21 protein-coding genes are annotated in these 25,172 nt (G+C 35.5%); 14 read left to right on the top strand and 7 right to left on the bottom strand.

Going from position 1 to position 25,172, the window contains the following annotated elements; genetic code table 11:
* Positions 1 to 444: 444 nt before the first annotated feature.
* Positions 445 to 1,938 (top strand): tetratricopeptide repeat protein, encoded by a 1,494-nt coding sequence (locus tag EZJ43_RS04600; RefSeq protein ID WP_133261494.1) that lies wholly within the window; start codon positions 445 to 447, stop codon positions 1,936 to 1,938.
* Here the strand turns inward: EZJ43_RS04600 and EZJ43_RS04595 are convergent.
* On the bottom strand, positions 1,935 to 3,002 hold the full coding sequence (locus EZJ43_RS04595) for a 3-oxoacyl-ACP synthase III family protein (RefSeq protein WP_133261493.1): 1,068 nt from the start codon (positions 3,000 to 3,002) through the stop codon (positions 1,935 to 1,937). The genes EZJ43_RS04600 and EZJ43_RS04595 overlap by 4 nt on opposite strands.
* 394 nt (positions 3,003 to 3,396) lie before the next feature.
* Here EZJ43_RS04595 and EZJ43_RS17600 point away from each other — a divergent pair, with 394 nt between their 5' ends.
* A complete protein-coding gene (locus EZJ43_RS17600; RefSeq protein ID WP_133261604.1) occupies positions 3,397 to 3,492 on the top strand; it encodes a type II toxin-antitoxin system YoeB family toxin in 96 nt (31 codons plus the stop codon).
* Between the two features lie 90 nt (positions 3,493 to 3,582).
* Here the strand turns inward: EZJ43_RS17600 and EZJ43_RS04585 are convergent, their stop codons facing one another.
* From EZJ43_RS04585 to rsfS, 3 genes are all read right to left on the bottom strand, one after another.
* A complete protein-coding gene (locus EZJ43_RS04585) occupies positions 3,583 to 4,227 on the bottom strand; it encodes a LutC/YkgG family protein (protein ID WP_133261492.1) in 645 nt (214 codons plus the stop codon).
* A gap of 86 nt (positions 4,228 to 4,313) precedes the next feature.
* Entirely contained in the window at positions 4,314 to 6,326 is a 2,013-nt protein-coding gene (gene ftsH, locus EZJ43_RS04580; RefSeq protein ID WP_133261491.1) for an ATP-dependent zinc metalloprotease FtsH, read from the bottom strand.
* Positions 6,327 to 6,357: 31 nt separating this feature from the next.
* On the bottom strand, positions 6,358 to 6,732 hold the full coding sequence (gene rsfS / locus EZJ43_RS04575) for a ribosome silencing factor (RefSeq protein WP_133261490.1): 375 nt from the start codon (positions 6,730 to 6,732) through the stop codon (positions 6,358 to 6,360).
* Between the two features lie 44 nt (positions 6,733 to 6,776).
* On the opposite strand from rsfS, the gene EZJ43_RS04570 reads away from it, so the two are divergent.
* The 4 genes from EZJ43_RS04570 to pfkA all read left to right on the top strand — a co-directional run bounded on the left by EZJ43_RS04570 (position 6,777) and on the right by pfkA (position 10,802).
* Positions 6,777 to 7,553 carry a biotin--[acetyl-CoA-carboxylase] ligase gene (locus tag EZJ43_RS04570; RefSeq protein ID WP_133261489.1) on the top strand — a complete coding sequence of 259 codons (777 nt, stop codon included), beginning with the start codon at positions 6,777 to 6,779 and terminating at the stop codon, positions 7,551 to 7,553.
* A 1-nt stretch (position 7,554) separates the two neighbouring features.
* Entirely contained in the window at positions 7,555 to 8,001 is a 447-nt protein-coding gene (locus EZJ43_RS04565; protein WP_133261488.1) for a protein-disulfide reductase DsbD domain-containing protein, read from the top strand.
* Between the two features lie 139 nt (positions 8,002 to 8,140).
* Positions 8,141 to 9,814, top strand: a complete 1,674-nt coding sequence (locus tag EZJ43_RS04560) for a protein-disulfide reductase DsbD family protein (protein ID WP_133261487.1) — start codon at positions 8,141 to 8,143, stop codon at positions 9,812 to 9,814.
* 4 nt (positions 9,815 to 9,818) lie between these two features.
* Positions 9,819 to 10,802: a 6-phosphofructokinase gene (gene pfkA / locus EZJ43_RS04555; RefSeq protein WP_133261486.1), complete on the top strand. Its 984-nt coding sequence runs from the start codon at positions 9,819 to 9,821 to the stop codon at positions 10,800 to 10,802.
* Between the two features lie 231 nt (positions 10,803 to 11,033).
* On the opposite strand, the gene EZJ43_RS04550 is transcribed toward pfkA, so the two are convergent.
* A complete protein-coding gene (locus tag EZJ43_RS04550; RefSeq protein ID WP_133261485.1) occupies positions 11,034 to 11,360 on the bottom strand; it encodes a heavy metal-binding domain-containing protein in 327 nt (108 codons plus the stop codon).
* A gap of 218 nt (positions 11,361 to 11,578) precedes the next feature.
* Here EZJ43_RS04550 and EZJ43_RS04545 point away from each other — a divergent pair, with 218 nt between their 5' ends.
* On the top strand, positions 11,579 to 14,533 hold the full coding sequence (locus EZJ43_RS04545; RefSeq protein WP_133261484.1) for a VIT domain-containing protein: 2,955 nt from the start codon (positions 11,579 to 11,581) through the stop codon (positions 14,531 to 14,533).
* 788 nt (positions 14,534 to 15,321) lie between these two features.
* On the opposite strand, the gene EZJ43_RS04540 is transcribed toward EZJ43_RS04545, so the two are convergent.
* Entirely contained in the window at positions 15,322 to 15,843 is a 522-nt protein-coding gene (locus EZJ43_RS04540) for a 5' nucleotidase, NT5C type (protein WP_243718037.1), read from the bottom strand.
* Positions 15,844 to 15,985: 142 nt separating this feature from the next.
* On the opposite strand from EZJ43_RS04540, the gene EZJ43_RS04535 reads away from it, so the two are divergent.
* The 6 genes from EZJ43_RS04535 (at position 15,986) to EZJ43_RS04510 (ending at position 21,842) form a co-directional block, all read left to right on the top strand.
* Positions 15,986 to 16,558: a 30S ribosomal protein S16 gene (locus EZJ43_RS04535; protein WP_133261483.1), complete on the top strand. Its 573-nt coding sequence runs from the start codon at positions 15,986 to 15,988 to the stop codon at positions 16,556 to 16,558.
* A 182-nt stretch (positions 16,559 to 16,740) separates the two neighbouring features.
* Entirely contained in the window at positions 16,741 to 17,268 is a 528-nt protein-coding gene (gene rimM, locus EZJ43_RS04530) for a ribosome maturation factor RimM (protein ID WP_133261482.1), read from the top strand.
* Between the two features lie 48 nt (positions 17,269 to 17,316).
* Complete coding sequence (locus EZJ43_RS04525; RefSeq protein WP_133261481.1) at positions 17,317 to 18,798, top strand: DUF4419 domain-containing protein; 1,482 nt, start codon at positions 17,317 to 17,319, stop codon at positions 18,796 to 18,798.
* 247 nt (positions 18,799 to 19,045) lie between these two features.
* Positions 19,046 to 19,720 carry a tRNA (guanosine(37)-N1)-methyltransferase TrmD gene (gene trmD, locus EZJ43_RS04520; protein WP_133261480.1) on the top strand — a complete coding sequence of 225 codons (675 nt, stop codon included), beginning with the start codon at positions 19,046 to 19,048 and terminating at the stop codon, positions 19,718 to 19,720.
* Between the two features lie 531 nt (positions 19,721 to 20,251).
* A complete protein-coding gene (rplS, locus tag EZJ43_RS04515; RefSeq protein ID WP_133261479.1) occupies positions 20,252 to 20,599 on the top strand; it encodes a 50S ribosomal protein L19 in 348 nt (115 codons plus the stop codon).
* Between the two features lie 70 nt (positions 20,600 to 20,669).
* Positions 20,670 to 21,842 (top strand): mechanosensitive ion channel family protein, encoded by a 1,173-nt coding sequence (locus EZJ43_RS04510; protein WP_133261478.1) that lies wholly within the window; start codon positions 20,670 to 20,672, stop codon positions 21,840 to 21,842.
* A 53-nt stretch (positions 21,843 to 21,895) separates the two neighbouring features.
* Here the strand turns inward: EZJ43_RS04510 and EZJ43_RS04505 are convergent, their stop codons facing one another.
* On the bottom strand, positions 21,896 to 23,092 hold the full coding sequence (locus tag EZJ43_RS04505) for an anhydro-N-acetylmuramic acid kinase (protein ID WP_133261477.1): 1,197 nt from the start codon (positions 23,090 to 23,092) through the stop codon (positions 21,896 to 21,898).
* Positions 23,093 to 23,219: 127 nt separating this feature from the next.
* On the opposite strand from EZJ43_RS04505, the gene nagB reads away from it, so the two are divergent.
* The gene (gene nagB, locus EZJ43_RS04500) at positions 23,220 to 25,145 is read left to right on the top strand and encodes a glucosamine-6-phosphate deaminase (protein ID WP_133261476.1); all 1,926 of its coding nucleotides are present in this window, start codon (positions 23,220 to 23,222) and stop codon (positions 25,143 to 25,145) included.
* Positions 25,146 to 25,172 lie beyond the last annotated feature (27 nt).

Below are 25,172 nucleotides of genomic sequence, written 5' to 3'. Positions count from 1 at the left end.
GTTCAACCCAACGGCATCGTCATTATGTTAAGGAGTAAATCAAAAAAATGATGTGAACTCTTTCTGCCCTGGCCGGGCGGGCTTTTTCTTTTTGACAACAAAAAGAAACAAAAATTTCCGGCTGAAAATTTTTGTATTAAAGTTAGTGGTTTGGCTCGGACAGTGGATTCCCAAAAATTTATTAGGCCGGGTTTAAGGTGAACGGGGATTCATTACTTAGGCTTAGCCAAGCGGACATATACAATTGTATAAAGCGCTGTACAAATGTTAGTTAACCAGCAACATCAATGGTAGCTCCAGCTTGGAAGCATTTGCAATCACCCTCCTCCAAATGCAGGGCTTTAAACGACTTGTAAAATTTTACAAACCATCACATAAATTAACTTTTTAAAATCTAAGTTAATGCAGATATTTGCTTCTACTTTCAAAAATCTACTGCTTTAAATGCTAAAATCCCTGCGCTATTTATTTCTGCTTTTTGCAATTTTTTTGTTTGTTCCACTATCCTCTTTTGCCAATTTTGATTTTAATGCCAATTGTTTAAATGCATATAAAAATATTTTTGAGCTTAAACTAGGCAATGCTAGGGCTTACCTTTCTACCGAAAAAAAACTCAGACCCAATAATTCTATAATTCCTTTACTAGAAAATTACATCGATTATTTTACGTTGCTTACTTCGGATAGTAAAGCTGAGTTCGATCGCTTAAAGGCGAATAAATCAGTCCGACTAAATATCATCAGTGCCGATGATAAAACCTCTCCCTATTACTTGTATGCGCAAGCAGAAATAAACTTACAGTGGGCTTTAATACATGGTAGGTATGGCGAATATTTTAATGCCGCTATGGAGATTAGGAAGGCCAACAGCTTATTGGCAGAAAACGTAAAAAATTTTCCATCTTTCCCGTTAAGCTATAAAGGCTTGGGCTTAATAAATGCCGTTTTGGGAAGTTTACCTGATGGAGCTTTAAAAAGTACATTAGCTACTTTTGGGATAAAAGGTGATACCGAAGTTGGATTAGCCATGCTAGATAAACTTGCTGGAAGCATTGCCGAAACTACTTATGAGCCCTTTTACGAAGAAGTTGCTTTTTATTACAGCTATGTTTTAATTGATGTGGCCCATAGTGCCTCGGCTTATACCAAAACCATGCATTATACCGCGCGAATGAACGATAGCAGTTTATTAAAAACCTATTTACAAGGTTATGTTTCGATTAAATATGCGCACACAGATAATGCAATGGCAATTTTTAAGCATAAACCTGTAGGCGCAATTTATGTAAATTTTCCATATCTGGATTATTTGGAGGGTGTGGCGCACTTAAATAAGTTGGATTTAAACGCCGTAATCTATTTTGAGAACTTTTTAAAAACGACTAAAGGCGTAGATCATATTAAAGATACTTATATGCATTTAGCTTGGGTTTCGCTTTTAAAGGGGGATAAATTAAATTATAAAAAATTTGCAGAAAAGGCCGTAAGCAATGGTTTTCTTTATCAAGAGAAAGATAAGCAGGCACAAAATGAAGCTTTAAGCCCGATGCCAAACGTAGAATTGCTAAAAGCTAGGTTGCTGTTTGACGGGGGTTATTTAACAAAGGCATTGAGTTTTTTAGCAGATAAAACCAATGAGGATTTTGCCACCGATAAGGATAAAACGGAATTTAACTATCGATTGGGCAGAATTTACGATGATTTGGGAAAAGACAATCAATCCCTAACCTATTATCAAAATGCGATAAACATTGGCAGAAATTTAAAATATTACTTCGCTGCAAATGCTGCTTTACAAATGGGTAAAGTTTATGAGAAAAAGAAAGATTTTATCAAAGCAAAATCATCATATAACACCGCCATAAACATGAAAAACCATGAATATGAAAGCAGTATAGAAACTCAGGCTAAAGCCGCATTGAAACGAATAGCAAACTAGAATCTATAAATAAATGCGTTAATGTGCATTCCCGCACCAACTGATGCAAATACAGCCACATCGCCTTTTTTTACGCTATAATCTTTAACTTGATGCTTTAGTACCAAATCCAATAAAGTAGGTATAGTGGCTACAGAACTATTTCCCAACCAAGAAATCGTCATTGGTACTAAATTATCAGGTATCGTATCTATGTTATAAAGTTTAAACAGGCGTTTCATTATTGCGGTATCCATTTTGCCATTGGCTTGGTGAACAAATACAATATCTATATCCTCAGCACTTAAGCCAGCCTTATCAATTGCTTTTTTAATTACTTGAGGCACTTGAATTACAGCAAATTCGTAAAGTTTGCGGCCGTTCATTTTTAGGTAAGAGTTGTCGTTTGCTTCTTCTGGATTTGCACCTTTGCCCATAATCAATAAATTGCCATGGTTTAATGCATGCGTTTCTGTTTTATGGGAAATTATGCCTCTTTTTTCGTTACTTTCTTCGGCCTCGAAAATTACCGCTCCTGCACCGTCGGCAAAAATCATACTGTCTCTATCGTGTGGATCAACCATGCGAGAAAGTGTCTCGGCGCCAATCACCAACACTCGTTTGGCATCTCCACTTTTAATATAGTAATCGGCCTGTATAGACCCTTGTACCCAACCCGGGCAACCAAATATAATATCATAAGCAACGCAATCTGGATTTGCAATGCCCAATTGTTGCTTAACTTTTGAAGCTAGAGAAGGCAAAATATCAATTCGGTTACTTCCCGGATGGACATCGCCAAAATTATGGCAGAATATAATATAATCTAAAGTTTCTTTATCAATGCCTGCATTTTCAATAGCACGCTCAGCAGCTTTTGCACCAATTTGGTTATTTAATTCACCATCATCTGCGTAGCGTCTTTCTACAATTTCTGTTATCTCCGAAAATTTCTGTACAATTTCCGAATTTTCTTTTTCGATTTTGTTTCCATTCTCATAAAAAGTAGAATTAAGAAATTCATTACCAGAGATAATACGCTCAGGAATATAACTTCCTGTACCAGAAATAATGGTGTTGATCATGTTGCTTTTACCCGTTAATACTATATACCAAAATGGTATTTGGTATAAAAATATTATAATTTAATCGAAAATAAAAATTTTTAATTAGAAATGGGGATTTTTACGCTCAGTATAATAGCTAATCATTAACCAAAAATAGAAAAAACCCATTTGAACAATATGCTACCAATACAAAAGTCTTTTCAATATATGCCTTTCAGCTTTAGCGGTAATTGTTCTAATCATCGATCGAATTTTGATTTCCATGCTTGTTTTTAACGATTTTAAAAAGCAAAGTTTCAAATAAATCTAAAAATTAAGAACAAAAATCTTTGTTAAAATCATTACTGCACGAATTGAAAGTTCATTTTGAAATTGATAAAAATAACGATTATTATACTAAAATTGACAGCTTATAAATGAGTTAAGAGCGCATCCAACTTTTGGAACGGGAAAACCCGAAAAGTTAAAATATTATCATGTATCAACTTGGTCTAGAAGAATTACTTAAAAACACCTACTCGTTTACAGAATTCAAGAAAAGAATGTAATCGTCTTAATTCTTTCATTTTGGGGTCATTACGATGACAAATAAAGACCATCAACTAAAATCATCAACCAAAAACACAAATAATTCTTTTGGGCCATGGGCACCCAAAACTAAAGTTTTTTCAATATCTGCTGTTCTACTTGGGCCAGTAATGGTGCTAATCATGGATGGGATTTGATTGCCGTATTTGTTTTTTAGCAATTGAAAACCATCTTTTAAATCTAACACCAGTTGACCAGTGCGGGCGATAACAATATGATGATGTGGAAATATACTCAACCTACGACCAGCGGCACTTTGGTTGGTTACTAAAACACTTCCGTTTCTAGCGATTAACGCCTCACAAAGTGTGATGCCAACCTCTGCTTCTTCAAAATCTTTATCGGTTTGATAAAAAGGGAATTCGTAATGCGATAAAAGTTTTTGAAGTTCGGGCTCCCAGCAATAAATTTTTCGCCAATTAAATTTTTCGGCCAGTTCTAAAATGTTTTCAATAAAATCGATTCCATTTTCGCAAAAGATAAAATTACCTGAAATGGCAGTCAACTGTTCGGCAAATAATACCTCAAGCTCCTCAGTATTTTTTTTGTAAAGCGCACTGTCCTCCAAATTAGGATAAGGATTTTCGCGTTTCTCTAATAATGCTTTCCTTATCTTTTTCAGTATTTGTTCTCTTGCTGTCGTATTATCTTTCATTTATAAAAAAAAAGCTACCCTAATTTACCATTAGGGTAGCAAATGTAATAATAGATCTTATTTATTTACGCTTTAAATCTCACAATCTAAGCTTCAACCGGGGCAATATTGCCAGGGTTTGAGCTTTCGCTATCTGCTCCAAATAAACGTTTACCGAAAATATGCTCTAAATCATCTTTAAATAGCACTTCTTTCTCAATTAAAATTTCTGCCAACTGAATTAACTTATCTTTATTCTCTTGTAATAAATTAATTGCTCTTTGGTATTGTCCTTCTATCAGACTAGAAATTTCTCTATCAATTGTTAAAGCGGTATCTTCTGAGTAAGGTTTCGAGAAGTTGTACTCGTTTTGGCCAGATGAATCGTAATAAGTAATGTTACCTAATTTTTCGTTCAAGCCATAAATGGTAACCATCGCTCTAGCCTGTTTGTTTACTTTCTCTAAATCGCTTAAAGCACCAGTAGAAATTGTATCAAACATTACTTTCTCTGCTGCACGTCCGCCCATGGTAGCGCACATTTCATCAAGCATTTGGTGTGGCCGAACAATCAAACGTTCTTCTGGCAAATACCAAGCTGCACCTAAACTTTGTCCGCGGGGAACGATTGTAACCTTAACTAAAGGTGCTGCATGTTCTAGCAACCAACTTACGGTTGCGTGCCCTGCCTCGTGGAAAGCAATTGCTTTCTTCTCTTCAGTGGTAATAATTTTGTTTTTCTTCTCTAAACCACCAACAATACGATCTACAGCATCTAAAAAGTCTTGCTTATCAACCGCTTTTTTGTTTTTACGTGCTGCAATTAAAGCGGCTTCGTTACAAACATTTGCAATATCTGCACCAGAGAAACCTGGTGTTTGTTTCGCTAAAAATTCGGTATCTAATTCTTCTGATTTTTTAAGTGGAATAATGTGCACTTCGAAAATTTGCTTGCGCTCGATAACATCTGGTAAATCAACATAAATCTGTCTGTCGAAACGGCCAGCTCTTAATAAAGCTTTATCTAAAACATCTGCACGGTTGGTTGCGGCTAAAATAATTACGTGGGTATTGGTACCGAAACCATCCATTTCAACCAATAATTGGTTTAATGTATTTTCTCTTTCATCATTACCGCCCATTACACCGTTTTTACCACGAGCTCGACCAATTGCATCAATTTCATCAATAAAAATGATACAAGGTGATTTGTCTTTCGCTTGCTTAAATAAATCGCGCACTCTCGATGCACCAACGCCCACAAACATCTCTACGAAATCAGATCCTGATAAAGAGAAGAATGGAACTTGTGCCTCGCCTGCAACAGCTTTCGCCAATAATGTTTTACCAGTACCCGGAGAACCTACAAGCAAAGCACCTTTAGGAATTTTACCGCCCAAATCGGTATATTTTGAAGGGTTTTTAAGGAAATCTACAATTTCCATTACCTCAGTTTTTGCTTCTTCTAAACCTGCAACATCATTAAATGTAATGTTAACCTGGCTTTCCTTATCAAAAAGAGTAGCTTTTGATTTGCCAATGCTGAAGATTTGACCACCACCACCTGCTCCACCACCCATTCTGCGCATCATAAATACCCAAAAACCAACTAGTAGTAAAATAGGAAGAAGAAAGCTACCCAACATACTTAAAAATGGATTGCTGCGGGTATCTTTTTCTGCTAAAACCTTCGTTTGCGTAGGTGCTAAGTCTTTTTGAGAATCAGCAAGTTGCTTATCAAGTCCATCAAATGTACCTGCTGTAAAAAACACAGTTGGTCCTCCGCCTTGGCCGTAAACACTTTTGCTTTTATAAGCATCGTATAATTTTTTGCTCGTTAGCGAGTCAGCTTTGATGTAAACCTCAACTTTTACCAAATCGTCTGATTTGTATGCAACTAACTTAGAAACATCGCCTGTTAAAAGCATTTTTGTTTCAAAAGTTCTGTAATCTACTTGTTTACTGCTATCGTTTGTGAACAAAAACTGTGCGCCAATAAGAGCCAGTATTATCACTGCATAAACCCAAAAGATATTAAATTTTGGCTTTTGAGGTTTCTTTGGGAAGTTTGGTAATTTCTTCCCTGTTTTTTTCTCGGTTGTATCTTGATTCTCGGTCATTTTTCTTATTCAAGTGGGTAATTTTTATGGGTTATGCGCTCTGAAAGCTAGTCGTTTCAGCATCGCCCCATAATTCTTCAATGCCATAAAAATGGCGTTTTTCGGTTTTAAAAATATGTACAACTACATCAAAATAGTCTAAAATTATCCAGTCGGCATTTTCAAAACCTTCTTTATGCCTTGGGTCAGCTTGTGTGTTTTTATAAATTACATCTTCTATACTATCTGCAATCGCTTTTACCTGCGTGCTAGAATTTGCGCTACATACAATAAAGAAGTCGGCTACGGAGCTGTGGATGTTGCGAAGATCTAAACGTACAATATCTTCACCCTTTTTTTCTTGAATGCCTTCTACAACCAATTCGGATAGATATGTAGAGAGTGCTATTATTTTCTTTTTTGCCATTAAAATGCTATATTTTTGGAAGATTAATGTAATAAATTCAACACTTGCAAAATAACACATTTTCGACACTATTTGTTGGTCAAAATTTTATCAAATTAAACGAAGTTGATTCTACTAATAATTTTTTAAAGAATTTAGCTTCAAAATCCGAGCCATTACCAGAAGGAACTGTTATTATGGCAGACAATCAATTTGCAGGTAGAGGCCAGCAACAGAATGTTTGGGAAACAGAAGACGGTAAAAACCTTAGTGTGAGCTTTTACTTTAGGCCGTTTTTTTTACCAATAAATAAGCAGTTCTATTTAAATATGGCCATAAGCTTAGCAGTTAGCGAAACCCTTGCGCACTTTCTGCCCGAAAATGTTGCTATTAAATGGCCGAATGATATTTACTATACCAATAAAAAAATAGGTGGCATACTTATAGAAAATACACTGACAGGAACGTCCATAAAATCATCAGTGGTTGGTATCGGATTAAACATAAACCAACTAAAATTCTCGGCTGCAATAAATGAAAGGACAATCTCAGTACATCAAATTCTGCAAAAACCAACTGAATTGTTATACGTTTTGAACAAACTCTGCGTTTTTGTGGAGAAGTTTTACCTTATGCTAAAAGCTGGCAACTATGAGGTTTTACAAAATGATTACTTAAAAAGACTTTATAACTACCAAATACCTGCATTATATAAAAAAGATGGATTGGTTTTTGAAGGTATAATAACCAAAGTTGAGGAAGACGGAAGGTTGGTTTTAAAAACCTCTTCGGGTTCTTCATCGTATGTATTTAAAGAAATTGAATTTTTACACCACACATAAAATGAAAAAAATCACATTATTATTGGCCATGGTCGTTTTTGTTGCTACATCAACCTTTGCACAAATTCAAAAACCTGTAAAACTTGCTTATGTAGCAAAAAAAACCGGTACAGATGCAATCCTGTATATCAAAGCTACCATTGATAATGGATGGCATATTTATTCTCAACACACGCCAGATGGTGGCCCAGTAAAAACTACCTTTACATTTGCACCATCAAAAGATTATACATTGGTTGGTAAGGTAATGGAACCTAAGCCGATGGTTAAATACGAAGATAGTTTTAAAATTAACGTAAACTACTTTGAGAAACAAGTGATATTTCAACAAAAAATAAAGCTTAAAAAAGGTGTTACAACGGTTAAAGGTAGTGTAGAATTTATGGTTTGTAACGATAAACAATGTTTACCTCCAGATGAGGTTGCATTTAGTATCCCAGTTAAATAAATATTATTTAATTAAGCTTCAAACAGCCATTCTTTTTTTAGGATGGCTGTTTCTGTTTAAAGTAAAATTCGGCGTATTAACATGGTATAAATTAATCGTTTATATTTTATTGTTAATTTTGCCACTTAAAATATAAAGGATGAAAAAGGTTTTATTGCTATTGTTGTTTGTGTCGCTGTTTACTACACTACCTTGTGTAAATAGTTTTGCAGCGAAAACTCAAGATACAGTGGCCACAGTACCCGACGATTTAACATTTACCGAAGTGGGTTCTGCCGCCGATAGTGTTGCAAACAGTACAGTTGCTACTGATTTAAAAAAAGATACAGTAGGTAAAAAGGTTGTTTCCAGCGTAACTAAAAAAGCAAATGATGGCCCGAAACAGTCGCTATGGGTAACTTTTGGTTTAGGATTGTTGGCAGGAATAGCCGCATTCTTCCTTCCATGTATATTTCCAATGGTGCCTTTAACTGTTGGTTTTTTTACCAAACGGGCAGAAAGTAAAGCAAAGGGAATTAGAAGTGCTATTATTTACGGCTTATCAATTATCATAATTTACGTAGGCTTAGGCGTAATTATTACACTTGTTTGGGGCGCCAGCGCATTAAATGAAATCTCGACCGATGGGTTTTTTAATATTTTCATATTTCTTATATTGATTGTTTTCGGAATTTCTTTCTTAGGAGCATTTGAAATTACGTTGCCAAGTTCATTGGTAAACAAATTAGATGCAAAATCAGATTCGAAAGGTTTGAGTGGAATATTTTTTATGGCCGCAACATTGGCTGTAGTTTCATTTTCGTGTACAGGGCCGCTTATCGGCACATCTTTGGTAGCCATAAATACCGATTTACTTACGCCTGTAGTGGTGATGTTTGGGTTTTCTTTGTCCTTAGCTTTTATATTTACCATGTTCGCAATTTTCCCAAGCTTAATGACAGGTTTACCAAAATCTGGAGGTTGGTTAAATTCGATCAAAGTTTTTCTTGGATTTTTAGAACTTGGTTTGGCGTTAAAGTTTCTTTCAACAGCAGATTTAGCATACCATTGGGGGATTTTAGATCGCGAAGTTTTTTTAGCCATTTGGATTGCTTTAGCAGTTATACTGGGTGTTTATTTGCTAGGGAAGATCAAATTTTCTCACGATAGTGATTTGCCTTACGTTTCTGTGCCGAGACTGTTTATTGCAACGGGTGTATTCGTATTCGCAATTTATTTGGTGCCGGGCTTATGGGGCGCACCGCTAAAAGCAGTTAGCGCTTTGGTACCGCCATTATCTACACAAGATTTTGTTATCGGGCAAGAAAGTGGTGCAAATACCCAAACTGCACCAAGTCACGCTAAAAGAAAGTACGCAGAGTTTTTGCATATACCACATAATATTGATGGTTTTTTCGATTACGAAGAAGCTTTAGCTTATGCTAAACAAGTAAATAAGCCTTTGTTTTTGGATTTTACTGGCCACGGTTGTGTTAACTGTCGAGAAATGGAAGCGAGAGTTTGGTCGGATCCCCGGGTTTTGAAAAAATTAAAAGAAGATTATATCGTTGTTTCTCTTTACACAGATGATAAAACAGACTTACCTGATGCGGAGCAATTTGACTCTAAAGTGTTATCCACTAGGGTAAATACGATTGGTAAAAAGTTCAAACATCTTCAGGCAGAAAAATTTAATACCATTTCACAGCCGTATTATGTACTTTTGGATACTAAAGGGAATGAGCTTGTTTCTCCTCCGATTGGTGTAGAATTTAACATAGAAAAATATTTGCAATATTTAGATAAGGGATTATCGGAATTTGCCAAGAAGTAAAAAAATGAATAAGATTAAAAATATTGGCGTTTTAACCTCTGGTGGGGATTCACCAGGCATGAACGCAGCGATTAGAGCAGTTGTTAGAGCAGGCATTTATCACGAAGTTGAAGTAACCGGATTTATCCGTGGTTATGAAGGTTTAATTAACAACGATTTTGTAAATATGGATCGCAAGTCGGTTGCGAATATTATACAGCGCGGTGGTACAATTTTAAAAACTGCACGGAGTGAAGCATTTAACACGGTAGAAGGTAGAAAAAAGGCTTACGATAACTTAAAAGCAAACCATGTAGATGCTTTGGTGGTAATTGGCGGTGATGGAACTTTTAGGGGAGCAAGTGTGTTTTCAAAAGAATACGATTTTCCGATAATTGGCTTGCCTGGTACAATTGATAACGATTTAGAAGGTACAGATTTTACAATCGGTTACGATTCTGCGTTAAATACTGTAGTTGATGCTGTTGATAAAATTAGAGATACGGCAGAATCTCACGATCGGTTATTTGTGGTAGAAGTGATGGGTAGAGATTCTGGCCTAATAGCGCTTCGAAGTGGAATTGGCGTTGGTGCTGAAGCCATTATGATACCGGAGGCAAATATGGATGTTGATGATATTCTACATAAATTAGATCACAGTCGTCAGGATAAATCATCGAAAATTATCGTTATAGCCGAAGGAGATGAAGCTGGTGGCGCATTTGCAGTTGCCGAAGTTTTACAGAAAAAATATCCTCAATACGATACAAAAGTTTCTGTTTTAGGTCACATTCAAAGAGGCGGAAAACCAACTTGTATGGATAGAGTTTTGGCAAGCCGTTTTGGAGTTGCTGCTGTAGAAGGTTTGCTAAATGGAGAGCGTGGCGCAATGGTGGGGCAAATAAATAGAGAAATTGTATTTACACCTTTTGATCATGCAACAAAGCACATTGATGCTGAAAAAGTGAGTTCAACTTGGTTAAAACTCATTGATATATTATCATTTTAGATTTTTTTAGGGATGGATTATTGATTAATTCATCCCTAAAAACTAAAGATGGTCTTTATAAGATCTGTTCAGTTCTTATGAATATTTTTATCTGATACCTTAATTTTCTTAATTGATAAATCGAAACTGAATTTTGAATCGCTTCATTTAACTCATCTGTTGAATAGAAAGTATTATCACAAGTACAAATCTGACCTAAGTTTTAATTTAGATTGATAATCTTTAGAAAACTCAAATATCCTCAATTACAACTGCGGTTCCACATGCGGTTACCATAAGCATACTGCCACCTGTTCCAACCGTTTCGTAATCTAAATCTACGCCAACAATTGCATTCGCACCCATCGCTGCTGCATATTGTTGCATTTCACTAATGGCAATATCTTTTCCTTCGCGTAAAACCCGTTCGTAAGAGCCAGACCTGCCACCAACAATATCTCTAATTCCTGCAAATAAATCTTTAAAAATATTAGCGCCAATAATCGTTTCTCCGGTTACTAAACCGATATATTTCGTTATTTTTTTTCCTTCTACAGAAGGTGTGGTGGTTATTAACATGATAATCTGATTTTTAAATTTAGAGGCCGATATAGGTAAAATGTTACATGCAGTTAAAAAATAAAGTTGCGTTTTTTGTTTGAAACACAGCCATTTATTATGTGCTGATCTAACGAAATGAAGTTTTTTCTATTCCAATAAGTTTTCCATTTAACAGGTTAAGAAAATAAATTTATGCAAAACCACAATTTTTTGCATCCATATTAAAAACCATTGTTATGATTCGATATAAAATTCTAACCACCATCGCCATATTTTTATGCTCGGTTTCTGTATATGCCCAAATGCCTGTACTTAAGGTAAACGGTGCAAATGATAATAAAGAAACTGTAAAATTAAAAAAGCTGGACATTGATGTTCAGATTACTGGAAACATTGCGACTACCGTGATGACTATGACCTTTTACAATAGTAGCGATAGAATATTAGAAGGCGAGTTAACTTTCCCGATGCCAGAAGGCGTGAGTGTTAGCCGTTATGCTTTAGATATTAACGGTAAAATGCGCGAAGCTGTGCCCGTAGAAAAAGCGAAAGCAACTGAAGTTTTTGAAAGCATTGAGCGTAGGCGTGTTGACCCAGGATTACTTGAAAAAGTAGAAGGAAATAATTTTCGGACTAGAATTTATCCGTTACCTGCCAAAGGAAGTAGGACAGTTATAATCGGTTATGAAGAAGAATTAAATTTTGGCAATGCTGATGCTTTAAGGTATCACTTACCTTTGGCATACAGTCAGCCTATAGAAGATTTTAGCCTTAAAACTACTGTATTTGAAAGTGTTTTAAAGCCTGAGTTGAGCGAGCAACCCGATGGAAGTTTCATTTTTAAAGCAACAGGAAATACTTACGTTGCCGAAATCCATAAAACCAATTATCAACCTAAAAATGGCTTAAATATTGATTTGCCTAAAAAAAGCAGTTTGCCAGAGGTACAAATGCAAAAAGCATCAACAGGATATTATTTTTTGGTTAACGTTTTCCCTAAAGTACAAAGCATGCCAAGAAAATGGAGCAATAAAATGGGCTTAATATGGGATTCTTCTTTAAGTGGTTTGCAACGAGATGTTAAAAAAGAACTGGCGCTTTTAGACTTAATCATCCAACAGAAACAAAATTTAACCATACAATTGGGGTTGCTTAACAATGGTTTTAAAATTGCCGGAACCTTCGAAATTAAAAATGGAAATTGGGAAATTTTAAAGCAAAAATTAAATGGTATTACTTATGATGGCGGAACAAATTTTAGTGCATTAACAAGTAGAGATTTTAGTGCTGATGAGTATTTATTTTTTAGCGATGGATTATCAACCTTCGGCAAAAATACAGTTGCGTTAACTAAACCTATTCATTGCATAAATTCTTCACTTAAAGCTGATTATAGTACGTTAAAATATATTTCGTTAAAAACAGGTGGCCAATTTATTAATTTAAATGCCATTTCTACAGCCGATGCTTTTAAAAGGTTGAGTAAAATTAACTTACAATTTTTGGGCATCAAAAATGGTCCAGATGTACGCCAAACTTACCCATCAATGCATGTAAATATAAATGGGCAATTTTCGTTAGCAGGGATTTTAAATGGTTTAAACACTGATTTTATTTTGCAGTTTGGATATGGAAATACGGTGGTAACCGAACAGCCAATTAGGTTAAATGCAACAGAACATACACTTACAAGTATAGATATTAGTAGGGTTTGGGCGCAAAAAAAGATTGCTGAAATGGATATTCAATACGAAACCAATAAAGATGATATTAGCGTTTTAAGTAAGCAATTTGGTTTGGTAACCAGAAACACAAGTTTAATTGTTTTAGAAAATCTTGATGATTATTTACGGTACGATATTGCACCACCAGCAGAATTAAGGTCGGCTTATGATATTGCCCTTAAACAGAGAGGAAAAGAAATGATGGAACGTAAAGCCAATTTGCTTAGCGCTGCATTTGCCAAAACCACAGAATTAAAAACCTGGTGGAATACTGATTTTAGCTTAGTGAAGCCAAAAATTAAAAAAGGTGGCTACCCCACACCAGTAGTAGAAGAAATTATGAGTACTCCTGTTGCAGATGCGCAAGCTGATATGGTTTCTGCTCCGCCACCTCCGCCAGTCTCTAGGAATGATAAATCAATTCAAGAGAATCGACTGGAACTTAGTGGCGCAAATTCAGATCGTAAAATGCTTGCCGAATCGGTTGTTATCGGTAATGCACAACGAGCTCAAAAACGATCTAGTGTTAGTCAATTTAAAGAAGACAATCAACCCAGAATTGTAACTGCGGAGTTTAAAAGCGACAAGGATTATATGAAGAACCTTGTTGGTAAAACCGATAGTGCGTACCAAGCTTACTTAAAAATTAGGCCGAATTACATTACTACGCCCATGTTTTATTTCGATGTGGCCAATTGGTTTTACCAGCAAAAAGACAGCGTAAAAGCCTTAACGATATTAAGCAATATTGCTGATTTGGATTTGGAAAATACTGACTTATTTAAAACATTAGCCTATAAGCTTAAGCAAACAGGCAATTACAAAGCGGAAATTTTTATCACGCAAAAGATTTTGCAATGGCGCCCAATGGATGCACAAAGTTACCGCGATTATGCTTTGGCTTTAGCCGATGATGGTCTATATCAAAAAGCATTGGATAATTTATATAAAGTTTTAACGCAGAGTTATAATGCGCAGATTGCGAACCGAGATCAAGGTATTGAGGAGATTATTATTTCTGAAATTAACAACTTAATTGCCCAACACGGTAAAAAACTGAATACAAGCGGAATTGATAAAAAATTGATTTTAGTGTTCCCTGTTGATGTTCGTGTTGTGCTAAATTGGAATAAAAATGATACGGATATTGATTTATGGGTAACCGATCCAAATGGGGAAAAATGTTTTTACAGCAATCCGAAAACTCAAATTGGCGGCAGAATTAGTAACGATTTTACGTCAGGCTATGGTCCGGAGCAGTTTATGGTAAAAAAAGCAATAAAAGGAAGCTATAAAATTGAGGTAAATTATTTTGGCGATAGTCAGTTTACGATTAGTGGCCCAACAACCGTAACCGCTGAGATCTATACGCGTTACGGTACAGGTAAAGAGCAACGAAAAGTGATTGTTCTACCGTTATATGCCGATAATAAAAAGGGAAATTTAGTTGGAGAGTTCAGTTTTTAAGCGATAGATCGTTGTTGCGAGGAAGCCTTTTCTTAGATTTAGAACCATTAAGGAATTAAGGATACATTAACATCATATTTCCTTATTTCCTTAACTTCTTAATGTTTCTATTTCAACATTATGCGATAATAACTCCATTATTTCGAGCATTGCCGGGAAACCTTTTTTATTAGATTTAGAAACCATTAAGGAATTAAGGATAGATTAAGATCATATTTCCTTAACTTCTTAATGTTCCTATTTCAACATTTTACGATAACAACTCCGTTAGTTCGATTGCAACGCTTTTAAATTCATAAATGAGCTGGAAACCATTAAGGAAATAAGGATACATTAAGATCATATTTCTTAATTATCTTAACTTCTTAATGTTTCTATTTCAACATTTTACGATAACAACTCCGTTAGTTCGATTGCAACGCCTTTAAATTCATAAATGAGCTTGAAACCATTAAGGAATTAAGGATACATTAAGATCATATTTCTTAATTACTTTAACTTCTTAATGTTTCTATTTCAACATTTTACGATAACAACTCCGTTATTTCGAGCGTTGCCGGGAAACCTTTTTTATTAGATTTAGAAACCATTAAGGAATTAAGGATACATTAAGATCATATTTCTTAATTACCTTAACTTCTTAATATTTCTATTTCAACATTATGCGATAATAACTCCGTTATTTTGAGCATTGCCGGGAAACCTTTTTTATTAGATTTAGAAATAAGGATACATTAAGATCATATTTCTTAATTACCTTAACTTCTTAATGTTTGTATTTCAAAATTCTATAACAACAAACCTGCAATTTCTTCCCAACTATTAACCCTTTCATAATCGGTTACTAAAAGGTTATGTGGCGAAGTGTATAGTAGTGGCCTACCTTTAAAATTTTGGAAGTTTTTAATTCGGTCATCTATTAAATAATCTGCCTCAATAATTTTATCACCGCAAAAAACAATATGTTGCCAATTTATAAAAGGGAAATGCTCGGCAAGCCAATCGTACTTATCCACCAACGAATTTCGAAATTCCATGGCTGCGGATACGATATAAACATCATATTTTTCTTGCAATGCTTTTATCACCCGTTGGCTGTCCGGAATTACGGCTAAATCCCGAAAAAAACCTACTTCATTGATATATTCGAGCCACTTTTGGTTAACATCTTCGGGTACGTTTTTGAAAACTTCGTTCCCTGAATCTATTACTAAATCTAAGGGTGTACCAAAATCTCGGTTGTATAAGCTAATAAATTTGGGGATTACATCGGCAATCACTTCGTCCATATCAATCGCAATTCTTTCCATAATGTAGCTTAAAATATTTCTGCAAATATCCTTAAAACAAAGAAATTAAACTATGTTTTTAATTTACAGTTATTTAGTTAACTTTGCATCCCCGCAGCATGAAGCTCCGGGAACTATGTTGAATACATAAATACAAAAGAAAATGGCAACTAAAATCAGATTGCAAAGATTCGGTAAAAAGGGAAAACCTTTTTATCACGTAGTGGTAGCAGATTCTCGCGCTCCACGTGACGGTAAATTTATTGAGCGTTTAGGTTCTTACAACCCAAACACCAATCCTGCAACCATCGAAATTAACTTCGAAAAAACTTTAGCATGGGTAAACAGTGGTGCACAACCAACTGATACAGCTCGCGCTATCCTATCTTACAAAGGTATTTTGTACAAAAAACACTTAGAAGGTGGTGTTAAAAAAGGTGCTTTAACTCAAGAACAAGCTGACGAGAAATTTACAGCTTGGTTAGATGCTAAAGCTGGTAAAATCTCTGGTAAATCAGAAGGTTTGGCTACTACTAAAGCAGATGCTCGTAAAACAGCATTAGCGGCAGAGGCTAAGAAAAAAGAAGACAGAGCATCGGCAATCGCAGCTAAAAATGCACCAGTTGCAGAAGAAGTTGTTGAAGAAGAAGTTACGGAAGAAGCACCAGCTGTTGAAGCTGAAGCAACTGAAGAAACTCCTGCAGCAGAAGCTACTAAAGAAGAAGGCGCAGAATAATTCATTTTATTTTGAGCAGAAAATAGCGTTCCGAATTTCGGAACGCTATTTTTATTTAAAAGAGTATTTGTATTTACTATTCGTCATGCTGAATTTATTTCAGCATCTTTCTCGCTATAAAGACCCTGAACTAAATTCAGGGTGACGATGATATTAAAAAGCCCCTTTAGGGGTTTGGGGTTATGAAACACGAAGAAGCATTTTACATAGGTTACGCTACAAAAACCAAAGGTTTAAAGGGAGAAATTCAGGTATTTTTCGAAATTGATGATTACGAGAAAATTGTATTCGACGTTGTTTTTGCCGACATGAATGGCAAATTGGTGCCTTATTTTGTCGCTTCTTCGAAATTGCACCCAAATAAAACAGGTTATTTTTATTTCGATGACTTAGATCATATTGATAAAGCACAACCTTTGTTAAAAAAGAAACTCTATTTGCCACTTGCTAAAAAGCCAGAACGCGACGCCGATGAATTCTTCTATACCGATTTGAAAGGTTTTTTAGCTATTGATGAAACCTTAGGCGAGCTTGGCGAAATTTTAGAAGTGCACGAATATCCGCAACAATTTGTAGCCACTGTGATGTACAAAGACACGGAAATTCTTTTCCCTTTAAACGAAGATTTTATTGTAGAGATAGACGATGAAGGAAAAATTTTAACACTCGATTTGCCTGAAGGCTTGTTGGATGTATATCTTGAACAATAAAAAATTATTTGCACTTTTGAAGTACTGATTTTTAACGTCTGCTTCGATATGAAATATAACATCTACATAAAATCATTTCTATTATTCAATTTCTTTGTGGGGTTTTACTTTACTGCAACTGGTCAAGAAAATACAATTGTTCAAATAGAAAAGCTAACGAAGCCTAAAAGTTTACTTTCACAAATTGACAGTAAAGAAATTTACAAGCAATATAATTTAGGTTTAGAAGGCGCATCGGCCATGCCCGATAGTTTAGTCGCATTTAATGAACATCCATTTTTAAACGGTTTAGTTAATGCTTACCAAAACCACCGCCCGTTCACCTTTTCGCCCGATATGTTTTGGGTATTAATTAGCCAAGGCTTTGCCAGAAATGTAGCAAACCATAGTGAGGAACTTAGAGAAAAATTAGTTGGTTTTGATGGCAAAAAAGAATTGATTGTAGATGGCGATAAATACAATATTGCATTAGGTAATAATTCATCAGATTGGGAGAAGGTTTTTCCTGATTTTAACCAACAAATTGAAAAGTATAGTGGCAAAAAACTGAATGATATTTTAATATGTGATTTCTCTACAACAACTCCAGTTAGCAAAATTGTGAGTCAAATTACTGTGATGGAGGCGTTTAAAAATTACTTCGATTACAAAGTAACTTATATTGGTTGTGGACTGCCGTATGTAACTTTAGAAGGCACTTTAAAAGATTGGCAAAAATTAAGAACGAAAACAGAATACCTTAGTCAATACAAATTAGCATGGTGGACGAAAGAGCTATTGCCGATTTTGGATAAACTAATTGAAGCAAAAAAAGGGAAAATAGATAAAACCTTTTGGAAAAATACTGTTAAATTTCGGACAGAAGATGCGCCATACGGACCTTTTGATCATATCAACGGCTGGATCACAAAATTTTTCCCGTTTGATAATAAGGGCAATCAACGCCAATTAGGAGAGATTGTAACTTCAAGTTCCTTAGCATCAGAAATTGTAAAAGTACCTTTCATTTTAGAAGAATTGACATCAAAACAAGCGTATAAAATGGAGTTTTGGGGTGGCTTTATTGGTTGCACGCAGAACGCTACTGATTTTGGCCTAAAACCAGAATTGGGCTGGGCAGTTAATAACGTGGCTAAGCAGAAGCTCAATCGGGATACGGCACAAGCAAAATCCTATTTAAAAAATTTACGCACTGATTTAGATCAAATAGCTTTCGATAAGGAGATGGCAAAACTTCTCAAATTAAAAGAAGAAAGCCATTTAAATAATGCTTTGGCAGACTACGGCAAAGTTCTAGAGCTTAAAAATGTTGATGAAATACCGGACGAAGTTTTTAACCAAAACTATTTTAGAGTTTTAGTAATCCGATTTAGAAGTATTATCAAAATTCCCGACAAACTTACAAAAGTGAGAATCGATAAACTTTATCTTTTTGGTACAATTTCTGAAAACGAAAAGGCTAGTATTATCGAAATGATGCCTAAAACAAAAATTGTATTTAACACTACTGAACCAATAAATTGGTTCTAATTGGAGTTTTGAGGACAATGTTTTGAAAGCAAGTATAGTTTATTAAAATTAACGCTTTAGTAAATTTATCAATACTATCGAGTCTGGAAAATATGTACCCTCAACTGTACTTTCACTGAAAATGGCCAAAGTTTTCGGTGTATCAGTGCAAGAAATATTTGAGCTGGAAGAAGGAGATTAAGTTTATAAATGATGCTAACATAAAACTTATAACCTATAACTTACAACTTCTAGCTACCTTTGCACCATGCGTTTCGATATCATAACCGTTTTACCCGCTTTGTTAGAAAGTCCTTTTGCACACTCTATTTTGCAACGAGCACAAAAAAAAGGCATTGCAGAAATTGTAGTTCATAACCTTCGTGATTACGCTACGAATAAACAAAAAAGTGTAGATGACTATCAGTACGGAGGTGGAAGTGGAATGGTGATGAGCATTGAGCCCTTTGCAGCCTGTATAGAAAAGCTTCAAGCAGAAAGAACTTATGATGAGATTATTTTTATGAGTCCGGATGGTGTAACGCTAAATCAAAGTACGGCGAACGAGTTATCCATTAAAAAGAATATTATCATTTTGTGTGGGCATTATAAAGGGATTGATCAGCGCATACGCGATATTTTTGTAACCCGCGAAATATCTGTTGGCGATTATGTATTAAGTGGCGGAGAATTGCCCGCAGCCATTGTGGTGGATGCCGTAGTGCGGTTAATACCCGGCGTATTGAATGACGAAACTTCTGCACTATCGGATAGCTTTCAGGGCGAACTTTTAGATGCGCCTGTTTTTACCCGACCGGCCGATTGGCGTGGACATAAAGTGCCCGACGTTTTACTTAGTGGGCACGAAGCCAAAATAAATGAGTGGAGGCACGAGCAAGCTTTCGAACGCACACAAAAGCGCCGTCCAGATCTCCTAGATTAATATCATCTCTGAAAATTCAAATCTATTAAACGAATGCCAAAAGAATTTTTAAGAATTATTTGGGCGTGCCCCAAGCTTCGCAAGGGTCGGGCTTTATCGGGCTACGCTTCGCTTCGGTACCGGAGAAAAACCGGTACTAAACCCTTTCAATCCCTCACGCAAAACCCACATTTAAAATAGTTGGCGTCGTTTTGCAATGCGCAATTTGCTTCGGAAATTGTAAAAGCGCGCTCGGATAAATGAGCACCCTTTCAATTAAATATCACTTCTATAATTAATAAAAAGATTTTAACAAAAAAGCCACCGCTTTTACAACCGAAAGGCGATACAGCGCTTTATATTTTAAGGGTTTGTCCTATAACTTTTAATCACGCCCTTAAAACGTTGAAATGAAGTTCAGTTACCTACCAAAATGTTAATTTCTAAAAGAATGTGGAAAAAATTAAAATAGGTTTTTATTTATCAAAAATAATCCCTAATATTGCAATCCGATTTTCACGGGATGAAATATCGATTTAATAGCTTAAAATCATGGATTTAGTAAAATTTGTTGAAGAGCAGGCCATCGCGAAAAAAGATTTTCCTGCGTTCAAGTCTGGGGATACAGTGAGCGTTCACTATAAAATTCGCGAAGGTAATAAGGAGCGTATTCAAATTTACCAAGGTGTTGTAATACAACGCAACAGTGCTGGTGCAAACGAAACATTCACTGTTCGTAAAATGAGTAATGGTATTGGTGTAGAGCGTATCTTCCCTGTAAATTCTCCAAACATTGATAAAGTTGATGTAAACAGTTATGGTAAAGTTCGTAGAGCAAAGTTGTTCTATCTACGTGCTTTAACTGGTAAAGCAGCTCGTATCAAATCTTTGAGAAAATAATATCCCTTACGATAAGATATAACCTTCACGACTTTGTCGTGGAGGTTTTTTTGTTTATACCTTTACCACTATGTTAGATTCAATTTTTTTCGATCAAATTTTTTGGGGAAATACCGTTAAGGCCTATTTTCTCTTCGGCACAATCCTCATTTTGGGGTTGCTATTTAAAAAAATTGTTTCAAAGTTATTAAGTAAATTACTTTTTAAACTTTTTAAAGGTTTTTCAAAGCAGTCGCACGATGTAACTTTTGTTTCCTTATTGCTTAAACCGATAGAGGTTTTTATATTATTCTCTACCTTGTACAGTGCAATTAATCAGCTTAAGCATCCTTTAGAGGTTACAGTGTTTCATTACACAAAACTAGTTGGCAAAGTTAAAGAAGCCATTCCCGTAAGCTTGGGCGATTGTATTGATCGGATTTTTTTGTTTCTTATTATTCTATCTATTTTTTGGATCATATTAAGAATAACAGATTTTGTAGCCCATGTCTTGATGTATAAAGCATCGCTAACAGAAAGTAAATCAGATGATCAGCTTGTACCTTTTTTAAAAGAACTTTTTAAAACACTTGTCATTTTTATCGGCTTTTTTACATTATTGGGTTTCGTATTCGAAATTAATGTTTTAACACTCATAACTGGTTTAGGAATCGGCGGTATAGCCATTGCGCTTGCTGCTAAAGAAAGTTTAGAAAACCTGTTGGGTTCTTTTACTATCTTTTTAGATAAACCGTTTGTAGTTGGCGATTTGGTTAAGGTTGATGGCGTAGAAGGCACCGTGGAGAAAGTTGGTTTTAGGAGCACCTTAATTCGTACAACAGAGAAAACAATGGCCACTATCCCGAATAAAGGCATGATTGATGGCGTTTTGGAAAACATGAGCCTGCGGAATTTTAGAAGGGTAAAATTCGCTTTTGGAATTACTTACGAAACCGATGCGGATACCATCAAAAAAATTGTGCAGGAAATAAAGACATTTATTCACGATCACGAAGATACCAGTGAAGATGGAAATGCTTATTTTGAAGGTTTTGGCGCTTCTTCGTTAAATATAGAAGTAATTTATTTTGTTTCGATTACGGCTTACAATGATTTTTTAGCCATAAAGCAAGAAATTAATTTTAAGATTATGGAGATTGTAATGGGTAATAAGTCAGATTTTGCTTATCCAACGCAAAGGTTAATCAGCGATAAATCGGCTCCTGTAGTGGATAACCCTATTGATCTTGACAACAAAAAATAGGTTTCTCATTGCTAAATAATTTCATTAAAAAAGAATTTACTTTAATTAAAAGCCTACTCCGGCAAGCAAATTTTCCCCATGCAAACAGAAGGAACATCTTCCCGATTTCCAAAATAATTATCGCTGCTAGCTACCGTTTCATTTGCCAAAATTGCAAAGAGTACGGCTTCTTTTGCATCTGGGCTAATGCCTAAATCTGCAGTGGTGTAAAAGCTTGCGAATGGCAATTTATCTTTTAATAGCGAAACTAACAGTGGGTTGTGCATGCCACCTCCACTCATATATATGTGGGTATTAGCATTTTCAGGAAAGCATTTCTCAATAGATTTTGCGATTACTATAGCCGAAAAGTGGCATAAGGTATTCATAACGTCTTCGTTAGTAATATTTTGTGTAGCTGATTGTTTTTGAGCTTTTTCTAAGTAAGGCAAATTAAATAATTCGGGCCCAGTTGTTTTAGGAAAACCAAGGTCAAAAAAATCACAGTTTAATAAAGCTTTAAGTAAATCATCGTTTAACTTTCCTTGTAGCGCAATTTCTGCATCTTTATCATAAAATTTTTGATAATGCTTCTGCATAACTTGATCCATCAAGGTATTCCCTGGGCCAACATCTGTAGAGAAAACCTCATTTGCATTTAAGGTTCTTGGTAAATAGGTAAAGTTTGCAATCCCGCCAATGTTTAACATTATTCTATCTTCATTTTCTTTTGAGAAAATTAAATAGTCACCATATACGGCCAATGGTGCGCCTTCTCCACCGGCCGCTATATGCTTTTGCCTAAAATCGCAAATAGTAATTATGCCAGTTTTTACTGCGATGTGGTCGCCATCTCCAATTTGGAGTGTACCATTTGGGTAGTCAGTTAATTCGTGTAAAGATTTTGGTGCATGAAAAATTGTTTGTCCGTGGCTAGCAATTAAATCTACATCATCATTATTAATTTCCCAACTTTTTAAGGTTTCATTAATTAACACGGCATGCACAAATGCAACTTCCTCATTCATTAAACAAACCAATTGTAAGTCGGCATCTTTTTTAGCAAAAATGGCTTTTATTTTAAAGCGGAAATCATCTGAATAAGGGGCAGTTGTGAACTTTAACACCTTTACTGCACAATTCTTTCCGCTACCCTTTACCTCACAAAGTGCAATATCTAAACCATCCATTGATGTGCCAGACATTAGGCCGACGATTAAGCGTTGAGGTTTTAAACCAATGTTATATAGTTTCTGAATTTGACTATTCATATCTAATTCTCTATCAAAATGTTAATTTTTTAATTAAAAACCGCGCTAAATGTAATCAACATTCGCTAAAATATCATTACATTCTCTATCTTTACTGCTCCGTACACTACAAACCATAAAGAAAAAAATGGCAAGATTAAATCTACTGGAGGAAACCCGCTTTGAGAAACTCCCTGTAAGCGTTTTCGAAAATCCACAAACTGCTTCTATAAATGTAGCGCAAAGAATTGCAAACTTAATTAAGAAAAAACAAGCGATAAATGCAACTGCAGTGCTTGGTTTGGCAACTGGTGCTACTCCAATTGGCGTTTATGCAGAACTTATCCGCATGCATAAGGAAGATGGTTTAAGTTTCAAAAACGTAGTGACTTTTAATTTGGATGAATACTATCCAATGCAACCAAACGCAGTGCAAAGTTACGTAAGGTTTATGAATGAGCATTTATTTGACCATATTGATATTGATAAGAACAATGTTCATGTTCCTGATGGCACGATAAAGCTTGAAGAAATTCCGGCATTCTGCTTGGCTTACGAGAAAAAGATTAGCGATTTTGGCGGACTTGATATTCAGATTTTAGGGATAGGACGAACTGGTCACATCGGTTTTAACGAGCCAGGTTCGGCGCCAAACTCGGGTACTCGCTTGGTTACTTTGGATGATTTAACAAGGAGAGATGCTGCAAGAGATTTTGGTGGCAAAAGTTTTGTACCAACAAAAGCCATTACGATGGGAATTGGTACAATTTTCAAAGCAAGAGAAATTATTTTAATGGCGTGGAACCGTAAAAAGGCTTCCATAATTAAAAAAGCAGTAGAAGGAGAAATATCTGGCGAAGTGCCTGCAACGTATTTGCAACTTTCTGAAAATGTAGAGTTTATATTAGATGCACCAGCAGCATCAGATTTAACTCGCTTTAATACGCCTTGGTTGGTTAAAGATTGTATTTGGACTGATAAATTAATTCGAAAAGCAGTTATTTGGTTGGCTACAGCCTTAAAAAAACCAATCTTAAAATTGACAGAAGACGATTACAACAATAACGGTATGGCGCAATTGGCTATCGAAAAAGGGCCAGTTTACAACATCAACATTCATATTTTTAATAAATTACAGCACACCATAACGGGTTGGCCAGGCGGAAAACCAAATGCTGATGATTCTCAAAGACCTGAGCGTGCGGAACCTGCGAAAAAACGCATCGTTATATTTTCTCCTCATCCTGATGATGATGTAATATCAATGGGAGGCACATTTATTCGGTTAGTGGATCAAAAACATGATGTGCATGTAGCTTACCAAACATCAGGAAATACTGCCGTTTGGGATGATGATGCATTGCGTTTCGTAGAATTTAACGTCGACTTTACAGCGCAAATGGGATTTGATAATACTCATTTGAGAGATATGTACGATAACATGAGGTTGTTTATGGAGCAGAAAAAACCAAATCAAGTAGATACTCCAGAAATTCAAGCGGTAAAAGGTTTAATTAGAAAAGGTGAAGCCATAGCAGGTGCTCGTTATTGCGGTTTAGAAGATGATCATATCCATTTTCAAGCGTTGCCTTTTTATGAAAGTGGTAAAAATCAAAAAAATCCGGTTACGGATTTAGATATTGAATTAACAATGGAGTTATTGAAAAAAGTGAAGCCAGAACAGGTTTTTGCAGCTGGAGATTTTGAAGATCCACATGGAACCCACTTGGTTTGTTTCAATATTATTTTAGCGGCTTTAAAACGTTTGCGCCAAACAGAAAGTTGGGCGAAAGATTGCTGGCTTTGGATGTATCGTGGCGCTTGGCATGAATTTGAAACCTATGAAATTGAAATGGCAGTTCCCATTAGTCCGAAAGAATTGGAAAGAAAGAAATATGCTATTTTTAAACACCAAAGCCAAAAAGATAGAGCGGTTTTTCCTGGAGATGATGCTAGAGAATTTTGGCAACGTGCTGAAGACAGAAATCGCGATACGGCAAAGGCGTATGACGATTTGGGCTTAGCAGAATACGAAGCGATGGAAGCTTTTGTTCGCTATAAATTTGAAGATTAAGTTTTAAAAAACATAAGGTTTAAGCCG

Source organism: Pedobacter changchengzhani, assembly GCF_004354365.1.
GTDB lineage: Bacteria > Bacteroidota > Bacteroidia > Sphingobacteriales > Sphingobacteriaceae > Pedobacter > Pedobacter changchengzhani.
The sequence above is the reverse complement of the archived record's forward strand: the minus strand, read 5'-3'. Positions and strand labels throughout refer to the sequence as shown.

What these genes read in the sequence shown, in the direction of transcription:
- EZJ43_RS04600 (WP_133261494.1), top strand. Translation starts at nt 445, where the DNA reads ATGCTAAAATCCCTGCGCTATTTATTTCTGCTTTTTGCAATTTTTTTG.
- EZJ43_RS04595 (WP_133261493.1), bottom strand. Translation starts at nt 3,002, where the DNA reads ATGATCAACACCATTATTTCTGGTACAGGAAGTTATATTCCTGAGCGT.
- EZJ43_RS04585 (WP_133261492.1), bottom strand. Translation starts at nt 4,227, where the DNA reads ATGAAAGATAATACGACAGCAAGAGAACAAATACTGAAAAAGATAAGG.
- ftsH (WP_133261491.1), bottom strand. Translation starts at nt 6,326, where the DNA reads ATGACCGAGAATCAAGATACAACCGAGAAAAAAACAGGGAAGAAATTA.
- rsfS (WP_133261490.1), bottom strand. Translation starts at nt 6,732, where the DNA reads ATGGCAAAAAAGAAAATAATAGCACTCTCTACATATCTATCCGAATTG.
- EZJ43_RS04565 (WP_133261488.1), top strand. Translation starts at nt 7,555, where the DNA reads ATGAAAAAAATCACATTATTATTGGCCATGGTCGTTTTTGTTGCTACA.
- EZJ43_RS04560 (WP_133261487.1), top strand. Translation starts at nt 8,141, where the DNA reads ATGAAAAAGGTTTTATTGCTATTGTTGTTTGTGTCGCTGTTTACTACA.
- pfkA (WP_133261486.1), top strand. Translation starts at nt 9,819, where the DNA reads ATGAATAAGATTAAAAATATTGGCGTTTTAACCTCTGGTGGGGATTCA.
- EZJ43_RS04550 (WP_133261485.1), bottom strand. Translation starts at nt 11,360, where the DNA reads ATGTTAATAACCACCACACCTTCTGTAGAAGGAAAAAAAATAACGAAA.
- EZJ43_RS04545 (WP_133261484.1), top strand. Translation starts at nt 11,579, where the DNA reads ATGATTCGATATAAAATTCTAACCACCATCGCCATATTTTTATGCTCG.
- EZJ43_RS04540 (WP_243718037.1), bottom strand. Translation starts at nt 15,843, where the DNA reads ATGGAAAGAATTGCGATTGATATGGACGAAGTGATTGCCGATGTAATC.
- EZJ43_RS04535 (WP_133261483.1), top strand. Translation starts at nt 15,986, where the DNA reads ATGGCAACTAAAATCAGATTGCAAAGATTCGGTAAAAAGGGAAAACCT.
- rimM (WP_133261482.1), top strand. Translation starts at nt 16,741, where the DNA reads ATGAAACACGAAGAAGCATTTTACATAGGTTACGCTACAAAAACCAAA.
- EZJ43_RS04525 (WP_133261481.1), top strand. Translation starts at nt 17,317, where the DNA reads ATGAAATATAACATCTACATAAAATCATTTCTATTATTCAATTTCTTT.
- trmD (WP_133261480.1), top strand. Translation starts at nt 19,046, where the DNA reads ATGCGTTTCGATATCATAACCGTTTTACCCGCTTTGTTAGAAAGTCCT.
- rplS (WP_133261479.1), top strand. Translation starts at nt 20,252, where the DNA reads ATGGATTTAGTAAAATTTGTTGAAGAGCAGGCCATCGCGAAAAAAGAT.
- EZJ43_RS04510 (WP_133261478.1), top strand. Translation starts at nt 20,670, where the DNA reads ATGTTAGATTCAATTTTTTTCGATCAAATTTTTTGGGGAAATACCGTT.
- EZJ43_RS04505 (WP_133261477.1), bottom strand. Translation starts at nt 23,092, where the DNA reads ATGAATAGTCAAATTCAGAAACTATATAACATTGGTTTAAAACCTCAA.
- nagB (WP_133261476.1), top strand. Translation starts at nt 23,220, where the DNA reads ATGGCAAGATTAAATCTACTGGAGGAAACCCGCTTTGAGAAACTCCCT.